12 protein-coding genes are annotated in these 16,830 nt (G+C 59.7%); 3 read left to right on the top strand and 9 right to left on the bottom strand.

The genetic code is table 11. The features are described from left to right. Positions 1–386: 386 nt before the first annotated feature. Positions 387–2,555 carry a tetratricopeptide repeat protein gene (locus AC6H1L_RS13385; RefSeq protein ID WP_497597989.1) on the bottom strand — a complete coding sequence of 723 codons (2,169 nt, stop codon included), beginning with the start codon at positions 2,553–2,555 and terminating at the stop codon, positions 387–389. 134 nt (positions 2,556–2,689) lie between these two features. On the opposite strand from AC6H1L_RS13385, the gene fmt reads away from it, so the two are divergent. Next, on the top strand, positions 2,690–3,676 hold the full coding sequence (gene fmt / locus AC6H1L_RS13380; RefSeq protein ID WP_497597988.1) for a methionyl-tRNA formyltransferase: 987 nt from the start codon (positions 2,690–2,692) through the stop codon (positions 3,674–3,676). A gap of 178 nt (positions 3,677–3,854) precedes the next feature. Here fmt and AC6H1L_RS13375 read toward each other — a convergent pair whose 3' ends face one another. The 8 genes from AC6H1L_RS13375 to alaS form a co-directional block, all read right to left on the bottom strand. Further along, positions 3,855–4,067, bottom strand: coding sequence for a hypothetical protein (locus AC6H1L_RS13375; RefSeq protein ID WP_497597987.1), 213 nt, complete (start codon positions 4,065–4,067; stop codon positions 3,855–3,857). A gap of 299 nt (positions 4,068–4,366) precedes the next feature. Then, positions 4,367–4,546: a hypothetical protein gene (locus tag AC6H1L_RS13370; protein ID WP_497597986.1), complete on the bottom strand. Its 180-nt coding sequence runs from the start codon at positions 4,544–4,546 to the stop codon at positions 4,367–4,369. A 222-nt stretch (positions 4,547–4,768) separates the two neighbouring features. Beyond that, on the bottom strand, positions 4,769–5,662 hold the full coding sequence (locus tag AC6H1L_RS13365; protein WP_497597985.1) for an undecaprenyl-diphosphate phosphatase: 894 nt from the start codon (positions 5,660–5,662) through the stop codon (positions 4,769–4,771). 29 nt (positions 5,663–5,691) lie between these two features. Beyond that, positions 5,692–6,801, bottom strand: a complete 1,110-nt coding sequence (mltG, locus tag AC6H1L_RS13360; RefSeq protein ID WP_497597984.1) for an endolytic transglycosylase MltG — start codon at positions 6,799–6,801, stop codon at positions 5,692–5,694. Next, positions 6,798–7,289: a Holliday junction resolvase RuvX gene (gene ruvX, locus AC6H1L_RS13355; RefSeq protein WP_497597983.1), complete on the bottom strand. Its 492-nt coding sequence runs from the start codon at positions 7,287–7,289 to the stop codon at positions 6,798–6,800. Before ruvX ends, mltG begins: the two co-directional genes overlap by 4 nt. Positions 7,290–7,609: 320 nt before the next feature. Beyond that, a complete protein-coding gene (locus AC6H1L_RS13350; protein WP_497597982.1) occupies positions 7,610–10,249 on the bottom strand; it encodes a baseplate J/gp47 family protein in 2,640 nt (879 codons plus the stop codon). A 177-nt stretch (positions 10,250–10,426) separates the two neighbouring features. Further along, positions 10,427–11,761, bottom strand: coding sequence for a cell division FtsA domain-containing protein (locus AC6H1L_RS13345; RefSeq protein WP_497597981.1), 1,335 nt, complete (start codon positions 11,759–11,761; stop codon positions 10,427–10,429). A gap of 433 nt (positions 11,762–12,194) precedes the next feature. Further along, complete coding sequence (gene alaS / locus AC6H1L_RS13340; protein ID WP_497597980.1) at positions 12,195–14,843, bottom strand: alanine--tRNA ligase; 2,649 nt, start codon at positions 14,841–14,843, stop codon at positions 12,195–12,197. A 338-nt stretch (positions 14,844–15,181) separates the two neighbouring features. Here alaS and AC6H1L_RS13335 point away from each other — a divergent pair, with 338 nt between their 5' ends. Both AC6H1L_RS13335 and AC6H1L_RS13330 read left to right on the top strand, forming a co-directional pair. Beyond that, positions 15,182–15,697, top strand: coding sequence for an AAA family ATPase (locus tag AC6H1L_RS13335; protein ID WP_497597979.1), 516 nt, complete (start codon positions 15,182–15,184; stop codon positions 15,695–15,697). A 104-nt stretch (positions 15,698–15,801) separates the two neighbouring features. Next, positions 15,802–16,764 carry an HAD family hydrolase gene (locus tag AC6H1L_RS13330; protein WP_497597978.1) on the top strand — a complete coding sequence of 321 codons (963 nt, stop codon included), beginning with the start codon at positions 15,802–15,804 and terminating at the stop codon, positions 16,762–16,764. Positions 16,765–16,830 lie beyond the last annotated feature (66 nt).

Raw genomic sequence — 16,830 nt, 5'->3', positions numbered from 1 at the left:
GGCGAGGTCCGTCCCTCAAGCAGGGCTGTCACTGTCAGCCCCTGGCAAGACTGGGCGGCCTCTTATCCTTGCGGCCTGCCCCTGCCATTGAGAGCGCAGACGCTTGAGCTGTCGGTGGCCCCGACAGTCGAACGGTTTCTGTTTGATCGCAAAGCTTTCCTGATTTCTTAGTCACTTACTATAACGCATAGTGTTCCAGCAAGTTAGCAAACAGAACCTTTTGGGCCAGCCTGTTGGTCTAACCTGGGGACCCTACGGACTGCTGGCGATCAATCAGTCCGTGGGAGTAGCCTTGTGCAGGGTGGGCTATGAAGCCTTCTGGCGACCACTTCCGTAGGTAGAGAGAGAGGCCACCGCTCTTAACCTGATCCATCCCAGCTCTTTGGCTAGCTAAAGAGCTGATTAATCAGCTGCTCTTGTTGAAGCAGAGCGGCCTGACGCAGACTCGCAAAGGTCTCGGCTCCTAAACGCTGCTCCAGGGTATTGAGAAACAGCTCGATCGTGCTCACTGTGGGGTCCTGCAGTGCCTGGCGCCATTGTAGGGCAAAGAAGAGCAAGGCCAGTCCCTCGGCCTGGCGCCCCTGCTCATAGAGGAGCATGCCCATATTCGTGATAATCATGCCAATGTCATAGCGTTCTTGCGTGCGCAGCGCCAGCTTGAGCGACTGCTGATAATAGCTCAGGGCCTGCTGATACTGCTTTTGCGTCTGACAGAGCAGCCCCAGGTTATGGAGCGCTACGCATTCAATCTCGGGATCAGGCTCAGCGAGCTGGCGATTGAGCAAGAGCGCCTGCTCAAAATAGGTCTGTGCCTGCTGGAGCGCCCCCATGCTGCGATACAGCTCACCCATGTTGACCAGCGTCACTGCCGCATCATGCTGATCTCCCAGTGCCTGCTGAATGCTCAGGGCCCGCTCATAGCAGGCCTGGCTCTGCTCATATTCTCCCAGGCGGGCATAGAGCAGCCCCAGATGGCTATTGACTAAGCCCTCATCATGACGGGTCAGCAAGCCACTGGGCGGCAGCATCCCTGTATAGAGGCTCATCAATGTATTCCATGTTCCCCAGCGCATGAGACTCTCATGCAGGCTCTCGCCAAAGAGCAGATCGCAAGCCTCCTGCCAGCGCCATCCCAGGCAGAGATGACGAATAGCATGGAGCAGCGGCACGACATCCTGCAGGCCTGTACGCTGCTCACGAGGTGGACACAGCTCCTGAGCCAGACGACGATAGTAGGCGGCGACCTGCAAGTGGCTGTTCGCCAGGGCAATTTCGCGCGCCTCTGGCTCATCCGGCCTCAGCCCATCCAGGGCTTCCAGCAAAGGGCTGCGCAGGCCTAGCATGTTTTCCAGGGCCTCGGCATGGCGGAGATCGTTCCCGTCCAGGTATGCTGCAAGTACATACTGGCGCAGCAAACTATGCAGGTCGTAGCAAGTGACACCCGCCTCATTGAGCGAGCGCTGCACCAGAGAAAGCTGCACGAGCTGCATCAGCTCCTGCTCGAAGCGCAGCGCATGGGCTGAGGCGTACTGGCCCGTGACCGTCATCACGATGCCCGCCAGGGGCACTGGCTCCGAGAAGAGCGCCAGTGCACGCAGGAGCAGGGTCTGCAGCGGGGAAAGATGGCGATAGAGCGCTCCAATGGTCTGCAGAGTCACATCGCCGCTCCAGAGCGGCTGATATTCGGCAGCATGCAAGAGGTAGGGAAGAGAGATGCCTGAGAGCTCCACAAGGGCACAGACCAGCAACAAAGCAAACACATGGCCACCGCAACGCTGCCAGACCAGCGACAGATCTTCATATGAGCCTTGCAGGCCACGCTGCACCAGCAACGAGACGCCTTCTGGAATACTGACCCGCGAAACCAGATAGGAGCGCACCCGTTTTTCATCATCGTTGAGGGGGCCGTAAGGCGACAGATAGCTTGTGAGCAAGAGGCGACTGGTCCCCAAATCCATTTGGAGCATTTCAAAGAAGGCAGCTAATGCGCCACGCCCAACCAGCCCCTGCGCTGTCTCCGGGTCTAGTAGCTGCTCAAACTGATCAAGCACGATGAAGGCGCTCTCTTGCGGACGACGCAAGGCCCGCACCAGGGCCGCGATTTGTTGCTCGGGCTTGAGCAGAAAGAAGGTAGAGGTGTCAACGTTGATGCTGCGCAAGATAGCGGCGATGACATCCGGCAGGTTGGCGAAAGAGCTGATGCTGAGCCAGACAAAGTAGCGCGGCCGTAACGGCGGCTCCTTTGCCACCTGGGCCATCGTCTGGATACTTCTGTAGACAAGCGCAGCCAGAGTCGACTTGCCAACCCCTGGCTCACCAGTGAGAAAGACCGCGCTGGTATTGGGATTGCTCAGCATGCGCCTCACCGTATTCACCTCATCGGCGCGCTGCAGAATACATTCAGGATCGGTCGCGGGCGGCGTAGTCGAGTAGATCCCGAACGTGAACTGCTGCTGACGCTGAGGTGTCGGTTGCAGAGCAGCGGACAGCGGCGGCGTCCCACTGCCAGTTTGCCCGCCCCCAGAGACCAGGTTGTTGTATTCCCACCCTTGCATACAACGTTGTACCTCGATGTTTCACTTGTGGTGAGTGCAGTATACCATATTGGCACGCCTCAAGGGGTGGATAGCCTGAAAATGCTACTATAAGGGACGGAATTCGTGTAGAAGGGAGAAGGCTTAGCAGACCTATGCTTCGACTGATTTACATGGGTACTCCTCAGTTCGCCGTGCCGCCTCTAGAAGCCTTGATCCGCGGGGCCAGGCCCGGGGCGGTCTTGCCGGAAGGCTACGAGATTGTGGCGGTGATCACCCGTACCGATAAGCCTGCAGGCCGCGGTCACCAACTGGCCTTTTCACCTGTAAAACAGGTTGCGCTCGCTCATGGCCTTCACGTCTGGCAGCCCGGATCTCTTAAGCGCCCAGAAACGATTGAGGCCCTGGCGGCTTATCGCGCCGATCTCTATATCGTCACGGCTTTCGGTCAGATCCTCCCCCAAGCTGTGCTTGATCAGCCGCGCTACGGCACCTTGAACATTCATGCTTCTTTGTTGCCGAAATACCGTGGCGTTTCACCAATTAGTGAGGCTATTCTGCAGGGAGAGAGCGAGACCGGTGTGACCATTATGCTGCTCGACGCCGGCATTGACACCGGCCCGATTCTCCATCAGCGCCGCCTGCCGATCGCTCCCGATGATACTACGGAAACGCTGAGCGCTAAGCTCTCTGAGCTAGGCGCTGCGGCTTTGCTGGAGACGCTCCCACGCTGGATTGCTGGCGAGATCACACCTCAGCCCCAGGACGAGAGCCAGGCCAGCTATACCCGTATGCTGCGCAAGGAGGATGGCCAGATTGATTGGCAGCGCTCGGCGGTCTGGCTGGCGCGCATGGTACGCGCTTATACCCCCTGGCCTGGCAGCTACACCTTCTGGCGCGGCAAGCTGCTCAAGATTCTGACAGCCACCGCTCTGACAGGGCAGGCTCTTCCCGCTGGCCTGCCCCCGGGGACGGTCAAGCGCTACACGGCTGCCGGTGAAGAGCTGCTGGCGGTCGCTTGCGGAGAAGGCTGGCTACTGGTCAGTCGCTTGCAGCTAGAAGGTCGCAAGGCCGTCAGTGCAGCTGAGTTTCTGCGCGGCTACCCTCAGATCGTGGACAGCTTACTTGGAGCCTCCAGTTAGTTTATCCCAGACAGCAAGCTGCTTCTGCCGGCTGAGGCCACACCAGGAGCGGAGATCAAATAATACAAGGCAGAGAGAGGCGGTGATTAGCTCTCTCTGCCCGGCCTGCCTTTGCTTGCTTTCATAGACTCAGACTGGGGGACAGCGCTCTCCCACGTTCTGCCTGGCTTACCAAGGCTCAGGCGGCCCGCGGTCGCGTCACCAGCGCGCCAATGACACAGATGACGGCGATCGCAAAAAAGAGCACGGCGTGTTTCACATGCACAGCAGTTGGCGGCGAAGCGAGCACGTGAGGAATGCCAGGGATCAGATAATAGACCCCCACGATCAGCGCCACAATCGCTACGATAATCGCCAAAACAAACACTGTAGGATTGGATGAATTTTTCATTACTCCACCCTTTTCTAAAGCGATTTACAATTTTTGATGCTTGCAGCTAGCTTATGTCATGAGAGCGAGGGACTGGACAGCCTTCAGAGAGGCTGGCGCGTGCTAGAAGCGAGCGAGCATAACCGGGGCAGCTCAGGGATCTTGCTCGGCACAAAGCCAACAAGAGAGGAAGTAACAGAGAGCAGCCAAGCGAGAGTCAGCTGCTACGCTGTTGCTCCCTGTCCTCCCTCTCTTGGGGCCAGTCAGCTCAGCCTGTAACTAACTGTCCAGAGGTCAGCGACAACGACGAGCAGGCTCAGCTAGGCTGTTTTGGGCCGCCCCATCACCATACCGACGATCCCAACAATCAGGAGGATCGCACCGACGATCAGGCCGACCAGGCCGCGCGTAGGATGATGAGACACCTCGAACACGATGCCGAGGATGAGCAGGATAATACCTACAGCAAGAGCGGCGTAAAAAAGATACTGGTTCTTCATACGCGGTGTTCCTACCTTCTCCTCAAAAGTTCAAAATAGGGACCTCGGTTCGCGGGAAAGATGGCCTTCACCAGGACGGCGGCAGGGCCACCCTTCTCCAGAACGGGGGCCTTTGCGGGCCAGGGGCAGCCACCCCAGGCAGGACCGGCTTTGCTGCCGACCCTGCCTCCAATGGCTTGGTTGGTTGCGCTGCCCCAGCAGCCTCTAAGCAATTCTACCTAATCAGGAGGCGCTATGCAATACGAAGAAAAGCAAAACAAGCCCAATCAGCCCAGCAACCCAGCAATAGACGGCAAAAGGATAGAGGTTTCCCGTTTCGAAGTACTTCAGTAAGAATTTAGTACTGAGGTAAGCCGCCACCCCTGAGAGTACCATGCCGGTAAAGACCAGGAACAGGACGGAAGAGGGAAGACCAAAGAGCTGTGGGATCTCCAACACTGCCGCAGCGAAGATGATCGGTGTTCCCAGGAGGAAGGAATAGCGCGCCGCATCTTCATGGCTGAGGCGCACCCCCAATCCGGCCACCATCGATGCGCCGGAGCGCGAGATCCCAGGGATCAAGGCCAGGGATTGGCCTAACCCCACTAGCACCGCCTCTTTCCAGGAGAGCGAGGCTAGTGGGCGCAGCACGGCCTTGCCATCCTTCTGCGCGAGACGCCGCGCCTCCTGAGCCGTCAGATAGCGACGTAGCGCTTCACCAAAGAAGAGGAGCGAGCCATTGACGACCAGGAAAGTCGCAGCGATGACGGGCGAGGCAAAGAGCTGCTTGAGCGGCTTCTCTAGAAAGACCCCTAGAATGCCCGTCGGGATCGTGCCGATAATGATCAACCAGCTCACCCATTCCTCAGTGCCACGCTGCACCTGGCCTTCTTTGATGCTCTTCCACAGCGTGCGCAACACCTGGAGCCAATCGCGCCAGAAATAAATCACGAGCGCCAAAGCTGTTCCCAGATGCAGCGCTGTAATCAAGGGGACAAAGCGTTCGTTATCCACGAGATCCCCCCAACCCAGCAGCCCGGGGATGACGACCGTATGCCCCAGGCTGCTGATGGGGAACAACTCAGTAACCCCCTGCAACAGAGCCAGAAAAATGACCTGTCCGAGATTCAGATTCATCAGCTCAACTCTCGCCTAACCTTGCTTCCTTACTTGAGATACTTCTGAACCTCCTGATCAAATTCGGCCTTAGTCTTAGCAAAGACCGCCCGCCCATTATCAGGCCGGTTCAGGAAAAAGTAGTAATCGGTCTTGGCCGGCGAGGCCGCCGCCTGCAGGCTGGCCAGACTCGGGCTGCAGATCGGCGTCGGCGGCCAACCCTTATGGGTATACGTGTTCCAGGGACTATCGGGTAGTACCTGGCTGCCCGCAGCAGTCAGGGCCGCCCAGTAGGTTTTCGTCCCGGGCTGCGAATCGCGCGCGTACTGGACAGTGGGATCAGCGTCCAGAAAGCCGGCAGTCTCCGCATTCGGGCGATAGATGCGGTTCCAGTAGACACTAGCGATCAAGGGGCGGTCGCTATCAAAGGCCGCCTCACGCTCAACGATCGAGGCCAGCGTTACCATCTGATAGAGAGTCATGTGATTGGCCGCCGCCTTTGTGTCAAGATGGTACTGCTGTACCTTGGCCTGAAATTCCTGGAGCAGACGGTCTATCACATCGGTCGTCGTGGCTCCGAGATCGAAAAAGTAGGTATCGGGGAAGAGCAGACCCTCCATCGTCGCCCCCGACGGGAGCTGCTTTAAAAAGGGAAATTTGTTGCGATCGGGAAATTTCGCCGGATTCTTCGTATAGGTCAGAAAATCTTGCTTGCTGAAGCGCGGCAGGCCCGCCGCCTCAATTTTGTCCGCGATTTGCTCCAGCCGCCAGCCTTCGGGAATACGCACGACAATCTGATCGGGCTGGGCGTTCATGAGCGCGTCGATGATATCGCTCATATTCATGCTGGTGTTCAAATTGCGGTAGACGCCGGCCTGCAAATGCTGATCCAGACCCTTGATCTTCGCCCAGAAGCGAAAAGCCAGCGTGTTCCGAATCAGCCCCTTGGCCTGGAGATCATTCGCCAACTGCTGTACCGTCTCGTTCTCCTGGACAATGATTGTCACCGTATGCCCCTGGCCAGGCGGGCTGACAGGCTCAAAGACCGCAGTGACCAGATTCCAGGAGACATAGATGAGGCCCAGAACCAGCGCGAAGACCAGAAAGACGATGAGAATGGCCCCCCGCGAGCGGGGAGGGTGAGGACCTCGTACTTTCATTGTGACGCTTCCTCTGAAGCTTGGTGCCGGTGATTCAGGTACTGCTGCAGAATAAGCGTCGCTGCCAGAGCATCGATTCCCTGCCGGTTCCTTCCTTTTTTGCCCTGACCACCTTGCTGACCACCGCGCCTGGACCGCCTCCTCCCCTCCTCTTGCTCCCGCTCTGCGAGCAAACGCTGTGCCTCTACCGTCGAGAGGCGCTCGTCCCACAGATCCACCGGGATCTTGATATGGCGCTTCAAGCGCTCCACAAAGGCGAGCACACGCCGCCCCTGCTGATGGATCTGTCCATCCAGGCTGATTGGTAGCCCTACTACGAGCGCCTCGGCTTCGTTCTCATCAATGATGCGCTGCAGCGTCTCCCAAAGCCGGGCCTCGTTGCCGGCTACCTCCAGCGTCGTATAGGGTGAGGCCAGAATCTGCGAGGCATCACTGATGGCCACTCCGATACGAGCCTCTCCCACATCTAAAGCCAGTATGCGAGCCATAAAAAGTCAGACAGACAAGCGTGCTGTCCTTCGCCGTTACTACTTCTTACTATAGAGCAGTATCCATAGCATTCTAACGAAGGAACCCTTCGCTGTCTACGCTGCGAGAGAAAGAATGGCAATGCCTGGTAGGCCGGCAGCGGTACCCACCCGACGCCTTGGGCAACCAGCGACTGACAGATCTCTGTCTGCCAGCGGGCCGCTGTCATGCCTTCCCTCTCTCATCGCCCCTCAATGCAAAACGCCGACGGCCTGAGCGACCAGCCTGGTCGGCTCGGCCTCGTCGGCGCTTTTCCCCGTCCGCCGTCTCTACGGCCCTCTCAGGAGATGGTGACAATGTTCCGATGGATATGAATATGATCGCGCAGCAGTGGCATCCAGGGGTAGAAGCCCGGATTGACGGTGATGGCCGTCTGGATATCTACCGCCTGCTTGCCGAGGCGGGCAGCCAGCAGGCTATTGAGGTCGCTGAGGGCCTGATCTTTAGCCTTGCCACTGAGCTGGCTCTGTAGCTCTTCGTCGCTAATGGCCGGCGCCATCAGACCAGTGGCGGCAAAGGCGATGGTCAGTGAGCTACCGCTGTTGTTGGGCGTGCTCTTAAGCCGGGTAATAGAGACAGGCTTCTCAGCAACGAGGGCGTAGCCCTGTTGTTGCTTGGCAATGGCAGCATTGAGGGCCGCACGCGCCGCCTCTTGAATATCAGCCGCGCGCACCACCAGGATGGCAGCTTGCAGGGTTAGTGTGGCTGTGAAGCTGCCATCTGACGTTATCTGGCCAACAGCGGGGACAGCATTGATCTGCTCCTGTATCGCTGGTTTACCGGCCACATCTCCGTTATGGAGCTGTTGCTGAAGCCAGTTGCGCATCGCTTGTTGCAGGCGGCTATCCAACTGGGCTTTCAGCGCATTGACATCGGCGCTGGTCACCTGGGGCACGCTGCCCAGGCCACCGCCCGAGGTAGGCTGAGGGTTTGTCACGGTCAGCTCACCGGCCGAGGCACCGATCTGGCGCAGGCTGTCGGGCGGGATGACAGTGATACTGTTGGCCGGGACATTGCCGCTCGTGCCCGGATTGACCGCCTCAACCTGCACCGGCAAAGTCAAGCCGGGCGAAAGCAGCGGTTCAGCAGTCGTTCTGAACTGAATACCAGAGGGAGTCTCTACGATCGTCCCTGTGGGGATCACCAAGGAACGCGTCCCCTTGTTGGTGAAGTTGACCGTACCGCGGGCTTTCACCACACCTACTTTGGCCTGGCCGGTTGCCCGTCCCTGCGCCTGAGCGGTGCGACTGAAGAACAGGACCTGGGCCGGCAGCGTATGAGCGGCCAGATTCAGGCGTGTTGTCGAGGTAGCAGTCAACTGCAGATTCTGGCTGAAGGCCCGCGCCGGCAGCGTAAAACTGACCTCTGCGCTGGGAACATAGTAAGCCAGGACCCCAACAAGGGCCAAGAGCAGCACGAGCAGGCCAACAAAGAGGAGAGGCCCTCTGGCTCCGCCTCCGCGGGCCGAGGCTGGTCGGCGAGGAGCACGCGCCGTCGTCACCCGGCTAGCGGTGCTGGAAGCAGGCGCCGCTGTGCGAGGCCGGCCCGGCAGCGGCTCGTCTGGCCCCCGCGGCACTGCCCCCGGAGCAGCCGTTTTAGAGGAAGCAGCGCCCGTCGGTGTCCGTACCAGGGAACCGCTGACGACACGCGAAGGCTCAGGAGCAGAACGGGGAGGCAGGGCACGCGTGGGGAGTACCTCAATAGGTAGCTCTTCTTCGCTCTCTTCTTCAGCACCAGGGAGAGCGCTCTCTCTTCCCAGGCTGCTTAATCGCGAAGGTGGCGCCTGGCCATAGGTCCGCCTTTCCGACCTGGGCACGGCGGACGGGAAATCTTCACCTTCCTCGGCTGGTTCTTCCCTACCAGAGGTACTCCAGCGGTCGGCAGAAAAGTGCGTCGATGGCAGAGCGATATCCCCCTGATCACCCAGATCCTCGACCTCGGCTTCGAGGAGGGTGCCGCGCCGACTGGAGATGGCCGGAATGTCCTCCTCAATCTCATCGACGGGCGCAAAGGCTCCGCGCTGCTCGGGAAGAGGGCTGGGAGAGAGGTCCTCGATGCGGCTGAAAGGGTCGATGGCCTCCTCTTCTTCCCGGTGGCTTTCCTCTGTCTCAAGGGGGGCAGTAGTATAGGGCTGCCGATCCAGGGCGGCAGACGCAGCGTAAGCAGGGCCCTGCTGCGCGGCCTGGCGGATGTGCTGGGCGGTGCGGAAATCCTCCAGCAGCGTATCCTCAGCCTCATCTTCCTCTTGCTCGGATGGGAGGGATGGAGAGATCGCCGCGGAGGCATCGATTGGTTCGATATGAAAGTCATAGGAGTGCTCGGTCGATGGCTGAGAGTATCGGCGGGCGGAGCCGCCGGCCTCAGCGCGATGCTGAGGACTGGCCAGGTCTTCGATGAACGGCCCCTGGCTTTCGCGTACGCGCCCCAGGGAGCTTGAGAGCGTCTCGCGCTCTCCCACTCCTGGCCGCCCCCCCTGGCCGACCAGGGGCGCACCTGGCGGTGATAGCTTGCTCTCCTGTTCTTCAGCTCCAGCAGGGGCACGACGCTGCTGCTCAATCCGCGTACGCGCCGTAGAGCTGCGTGCTGCTGGCCGCGAGCTAGAGCCATGCTGCAGGACACGGGCAGGCCGGCTGCCCGGACGCGCTCGGCTGCTGGGAGGCGAGGTCAGCGATTCGGCCACCTTGAAGCCGGCAGCCTTGACTACTACACGGACCTGACGATCCGAGCTGACGACGAGCACATCTTTGCCCAGCTCGCGCGTGCGTGCATGCAGCAGCCGCCACCCCACATGGCTGCGCAATTTGGTCTGCGGGGGCACCACTAGAATGAGGCGCCGCGCCGGGGCCTTCTCCAGGCGCTGGCGCACATCGGTCAGTTCTTCTTCAGGGCCAAGATAAATAATCTGCTGCTCGTCAGACATGTGCCCTACTCCCTGCATGCAGGCCAGCACGCAACTGCTTCTACGTGGGTCCTGCCTTCTGTCGTTGTCCCATGCTGTTTGTGCTCTTCAGCTTGCCAGCCAAGGCGCAACCGCTCTTCACGCTTACTCACTGCGCTTGTTTGCGTGCTCGTCTGCTCGCCGCTGCGCGCTGGCAGGTCAGAGGTGCATATTCTGAATGACCTTATAGAGCGCTTGCTCTAGAGCGCTATTCTCGTTCTGAAGCTCGATGGCCTGATACGCCAGAGCCATAGGTGTGATATCCTGGGCGTCGCGCAGGAGCTGACGCGGATCAAGGATGCTAGTGACCATATCCGGCTGAACCGTCTCAATGAGCGGTGGACGAGCAAAGGGCAGCCGTTCTGTCCAAGGGAAGCTACGCAGTTTCTCTTGCAGGTCGGGCAGAGCTGAGCCCCCGCCGACCATATAGATCGCAGGGGGCAGAAGTTCGTTCTTCGCCAGCTCCTCGATGAGCAACTCTACGCTATCCATCCAGGTCTGGCACTCGGGAGCCAGAATAGCCTTGATCTCCTCGCGCTCAGGCCCCTTGACCATCCCATTGCTGTAGAGCACCTTGAGTTTCTCGGCTTCCTTCAAAGAGAGGCCTTTGCCCGTCGCCAGGCGCCGGGTGAAAGTTCGGCCTCCAAGGGCGAACATGCGGGTCTCTTCGATGCCCCCCTGGCGCACCAGAGCAATATCGGTGGTTCCACCTCCCACATCAATGAAGATTGCTCCGCTATCGGCACTCGCGTTGGTACTGAGGCAGCGCGCCAGGGCATATGGCTCCGCCACAATGGCCACCAGGCGCAGATCCAGGCCCTGAGCCACCGTTTCCAGCGCTCCTAGCTGCATGAGGGGTGCAAAGGCGCTGAAGAGGGTGAGGGATAGATGGCGCCCACGGAAACCAATAGGGTTGGTGACCACCTGCCCATCGACGCGCACGGAGATCACCGCCGCGTTGGTAAGGCGCACTTCGATGTTCTGATACCCCGTTTCCGCTGCAATACGATCGCGGGCATTCTTCAACAGCTTCTGCTGCGCCATGCCGATCAGGCTTTCCAGCTCATCGGGCGTGATGAACTTGTTTGGCTGCTGACGGGTCTTGGTCACAGTGATCGAGCTTCCCTTGACCAGCTCCCCCGCGATGCCAATGACGGCATCCGGCGCCACAATATCGCCGGCTGCTCGTTCAGCCTGGATCAGCGCCTCATTGCAGCCGTGAATGACCCCCTCGATATCCGTAACGATGCCATCGGACATATGTGAGTAGCTCTGGCGATGTCGGCCCACGCCCAGCACAATCCCCTGATCATCCACTACTTCGAAGACGATCGCCTTGGCGTACTCCGTGCCAATATCGAGGGCAGTATAGAACTGGCGCCCGCTCCCGTCGCCGTATTGCTCATCGTAGCCGTCCTCGGGGATATACTCGTAGTTGCCCTCTCTGATCGGTCTCCGGAAGAAAGAGCGCAAGCGGTCAAAGAGCTTTACCATCAGAACTCACAACATCCCCTGTTGATGCATGCCACAGAGAACATGCTGCCTTTCGGTCCAGGCTTTAATAGGTAAACACGAGCACTACACGTACGTTATAACACAATGCCTGCTGGACAACAAGGGGCACCGCCTTGCACCTTTCCACCTCCACCATCCATGTCTTCAGCCTGGGCTGCCCGCCTTGTTCAGGTTCTTTCTTGGCCGCCCTGACTACCGCCAATCTTGCCGCTCCCAAGGCAACCATGCGCCAGTCCGCCGGTCGCAAGCAGAGCAGCGCTTTCCCTCGCTGCAGCGTGGCAGCATCCTTGCTCTACGCTTGGCTCATTCATGGCAGGCCAGTTGACTGACCTCCGCTTAGTCTGGCCACTCGCTGGCCAGCAGCAGCCGGCTGCTGGCGCTGATAGAGGAGCAGGCTACGAATGGGGCGAGCTTAAGCAGCCCCTACGGCCTGCTCTACCAGTGAAGGGACCAGGGCCAGGGCAGAGCTGAGGGCACTCTTGTCGCGCCCACCGCCCTGGGCATATTCTGGCCGACCGCCGCCTTTACCGCCAAGGTGCTGACCGACGGCAGCGGCAATTTTACCCGCATGTAGGCCGCGCTGAACCAGCTCGGGAGCTACCAGCACCAGCACGCTCGCCCGCTCATCGTAGACAGCCGCGAGGGTCACGACCCCGGGGCGGCCCAGTTTGTTGCGCGTCATCTCGGCCAACTCGCGCAGCACACGATCATCGGGAGCCGAGACGCTGGCGGTCACGACCGGTATACCGGCCACTTCACGCGCCTGTTCAGCCAACGAGGCCGCCTGACGCTTGGCCTCGTCGCGCTGGTACTGAGCGAGTTGGCGACGCAGCGCGGCCAGCTCATCACGCAACTGATCAACGCGCTCGATCAGATGGTCGGGCTGGGTCTGCAGGCGACTGGCCAGTGTCTCAACCAGAGCCTTGCGCCCGCGCAGATATTGCTCAGCGCCACGTCCCGTCAGCGCTTCGATACGGCGAATACCGGCAGCGATGCTGGTCTCCTGGGTCGTGACATAGATGCCAATTTGACCGGTGGCGCGGCAGTGCGTGCCGCCACACAGCTCTTTGCTGCTCCCCATCGTGACCACGCGCACCCGCTCATCGTACTTTTCACCGAACAGAGCCATCGCGCCCGTCTTGAGCGCTTCCTCCAGCGGCATGATTTCCGTAATGACCGGGTAGTCGGCGCGAATCCAGCTATTGACCAGCTCGTCGAGGCGGGTCAGATCCTCACTCGTCAGCGGACGCGGTGAGGCAAAGTCGAAGCGCAGACGCTCCGGCTCAACCAGCGACCCACGCTGCTCAACCTGGGGACCGAGCAGGTCGCGCAGGGCCTTATGGAGCAGGTGGGTAGCGCTGTGATTGCGCATGGTATCTTCACGGCGCTGGGCGTCAACCTCGGCCTGAACCGTCTCGCCAACGCGCAGGTAGCCCTCTGAGACGCGGCCATAGTGGACAATCAGGCCCTTGACGGGCCGCTGCGTGTCCTCAACCAGGAAGGTCCCTACGCCACCTTTGATGAGGCCCCGATCGCCGATCTGGCCGCCCCCCTCGGGGTAGAACGGCGTGCGATCCAGAATGACTAAGGCCTGCTGCGGCGCACTGACGCTCTCCACTTCCTCGCCGTTGACCAGCAGTGCCACAATGCTGCCAGTACCGCTCGTGCCCTCGTAGCCCAGGAACGTCGTCGGCTCCAAACGTCCCGCGATCTCAGTCAGCTGCTGATCGTTACGGGCCTGAGCAAAGGGGCTGGCAGCCCGACTACGCTCTTGCTGCTGGCGCATGGCCTCTTGGAATCCAGCCACATCGACTGTCAAGCCCTGCTCCGCGGCAATCTCCTGCGTCAATTCCAGGGGGAAACCGTGCGTATCGTAGAGCTTGAAGGCCTCGCTTCCAGGCACGACAGTCGCGCCACGCGCCTTCAGCTCGGCCAATAGCTCGTTCAACAGCTGCAAGCCAGTCGTGAGCGTCTGATTAAACTTCTTCTCCTCCAGGCTAAGCAGCGCAATGATGCGGTCGCGATGCTGGCGCAGCTCGCTATAGTGGCCGCCCATCAGTTCGATGACCGTATCGGCAGCTTCGGCCAGGAAGGGCTTCTCCAGGCCGAGCAAGCGCCCATGCCGAACAGCGCGGCGCAGGATGCGGCGAAAGATATAGCCACGGCCCTCATTGCTGGGCAGCACCCCATCAGCAGCCAGAAAGACCAGCGCGCGCCCGTGGTCGGCGATCACTCGCAGGGAGGTATCGGTACGGGCATCGCGGCCATAGGCCGTACCGGCCAGGGCCGCAAAGCGGTCAATAATCGCCCGAAAAACGTCGGTCTCAAAGACAGACTGCTTGCCCTGGAGCACCATCGCCAGGCGTTCCAGGCCCATGCCCGTATCGATATTCTTACGTGGCAGGGGCGTGCGCTTGCCATCGAGATCCTGATAGAACTGCATAAAGACGAGGTTCCAGATCTCCAGGAAGCGCTCACAATCGCAGCCGGGCTTGCAGTCGGGCTTACCACAGCCATGCTCAACGCCGCGATCATAATAGATTTCGGAATCCGGTCCGCAGGGGCCAGCGGCTCCCGGCGGCCCCCACCAGTTATCTTCCAGGCGCACAATGGCTTCATCGGGAATACCGGTGATCTCTGTCCAGTAGCGCGGGGCCTCCTCATCCTCGGGGTGGACCGTCGGATGCAGACGCTCGGGTGGGAGCTTCACCACCTGGGTCAGAAACTCCCAGGCATAGGCAATGGCTTCGCGTTTGAAGTAGTCTCCCACGGAGAAGTTGCCCAGCATCTCGAAGAAGGTCAGCGTGCGCTCATTGCCCACTTTGTCGATATCCGTCGTGCGGAAACACTTCTGCACCGAGGTGAGCCGCGTGGCGGGAGGCGTCTCGCGCCCCAGAAAGAAAGGAATCATCTGCTGCATGCCGGCGGTGGTCAACAACACCGTCGGATCGTCGCGCGGGATGAGCGACGAGCTGGGCATTGGATAATGGCCCTTCTGAATAAAGAAGTCCAGGAAGCGTTGACGAATTTCTGCAGTGGTAGGCTGCACTTTTACAGACACAGCTGCCTCCTCACTAGTACAATCGGGCCGGGCTCACCCGCGGCACCTGAGCGGGACGGCTTGTGCGTTACCAATCCAAAAGAGAACTGGCCGCTGCACTCATCGCCTTGGTCTTGCTTGGCCTCGGTCTTGCTATGGCGAGCACGCAAGTGCGTTGCTGTGCGCTCCAGATCGCTATAAGTAGATGAGATCCGGTGTGGATAATAGAACCAGCGTCCTCCCCAGCACGATGCCGCGTCCCGCCAGATCGGACATAGGTAATACTAGAGCCATTTGTGCACGGGCATTATATCAAAGCCAGGGACCTATCGCAATGCCTGTGGAAAGGAGCGAGGTGCATGCCTGTTTCGATGAAGCTTCCCCGTCGCACGCTCATGGTCCTCTGCGGGCCAGCCGGCTCGGGCAAGAGTACCTTCGCGGCGCGCTACTTTAGCGCAGTGCCAACGATGGTGGTCTCCTCCGACTATTGCCGGGCCCTGGTCTGTGACGATCCGACCAATCAGCAGGTCAATCGCGACACGTTCGACGTTTTCCACTATATAATCAGGAAGCGTCTTTTCAATGGACGCTTTACGGTCGCCGATAGCACCGCCCTCCATGCAGAGGCGCGCCGCAAGCTCTGGGAGCTGGCTTTCCATTTCGGCTACCTGAAATGTCTGGTGGTCTTCAATGTCTCGCCTGCTACCTGCCTGGAGCGCGATCGCCAGCGCGAGCGCCAGGTCGGTCCCCAGGTGATTGAGTATCATGCTCGCCTGCTGCAGAAGGCTCTACAGGAGATCCCTGGCGAGCAGTGGGATCGCGTCTATCTGCTCGATGAGCATGATATGGAGGCCATCATCGAAATCGATCCCTGAACGGTGTCGCTCATATTAAAGTAGATCAAGCAAGATTGTCTTGATCTACACTTTTCATTGTTAATTACTTACTCAATTTTAAGAGAAAGGATCGTCTTTCTTCGATGGAATCGATTTTACCCTGGAAACGTGATGGTCTGCGTCTTCCTGTTCCTTGTGATACGCTCTTTTTTGATGTTGATGGCGTTCTAATCAAGACTAGCGAATCGTTCCGCGCTACCGATATCGCCGTGGCTGAGTATATTGTGGGGACGCTCCACGGCCTGGATTGGGGCCGTGCTGAGGGTCGCCCCTTGCTGACGCTCGATGATGTTAAGCTCTTTAAACAAGCCGGCGGCTTCAATGACGATTGGCATATGTGCTACTTGCTGGCGGGACTCTATACAGCCAAGCTGCGTGAGTGGCGTGGAACTCCCCTGGCGGAGCGCAGCAATCGCGAATGGATGCAGCTAGCACGGGCTGCCATGCTGGAAGGACACGGGGGCCTGGACTGGGTGCGCTCGGTGATTCCCGCCAGTGCCCTGCCTGACTATGAGCTAGTGGGCGAGCTGTGCCATGAATTTTACTGGGGCGCGGCTGAGTATCGCCGCCGCTTTGGACGCGAACCGCGCTATCTGCCAGACTGGCCCGGCTTCGTTCATCGTGAAACTTTGCTGCTGCCGCCTGATTTACCAATGCGTCTGCACGATGCCGGCCTGCGCAAGTTGGGCCTGATTACGGGCCGCATCGGCCCCGAGGTCGATAGCGCTTTGGAACGGTTGGCCGCTCACTGCGGCGGACCGTGGTGGGACGTGGTGATCAGCGGCGATGATTGCTTGAAGCCTGATCCACGAGCGCTGCGCCTGGCTATCACCGCCGTGGAGGCTGCTGGCGGTCTCTACGTAGGCGATACGGCTGACGATCTCGATCTCGTCCTGAATTATCGGCGTACCCAGGCTCCTGGCGAGCCTGATTTTCTGGCTGTGATGCGGGTCTTCCCCGATGAGGTGGATCTGTACCGCGAGCGCGGCGCCGATCTGATTGTCCGTGAGGTGGCCGAGCTGCTCGCTTGCCTCTCTTCTCTTTAAGTACGAGGCCTTTTTCTCGCCTCATCTCCACAGAGTAAGGCGGCCAGGCGACTCCAGCGCCGGCTT

Source organism: Thermogemmatispora argillosa (assembly GCF_059696725.1).
This window is presented reverse-complemented; position numbering and strand designations above follow the sequence as displayed.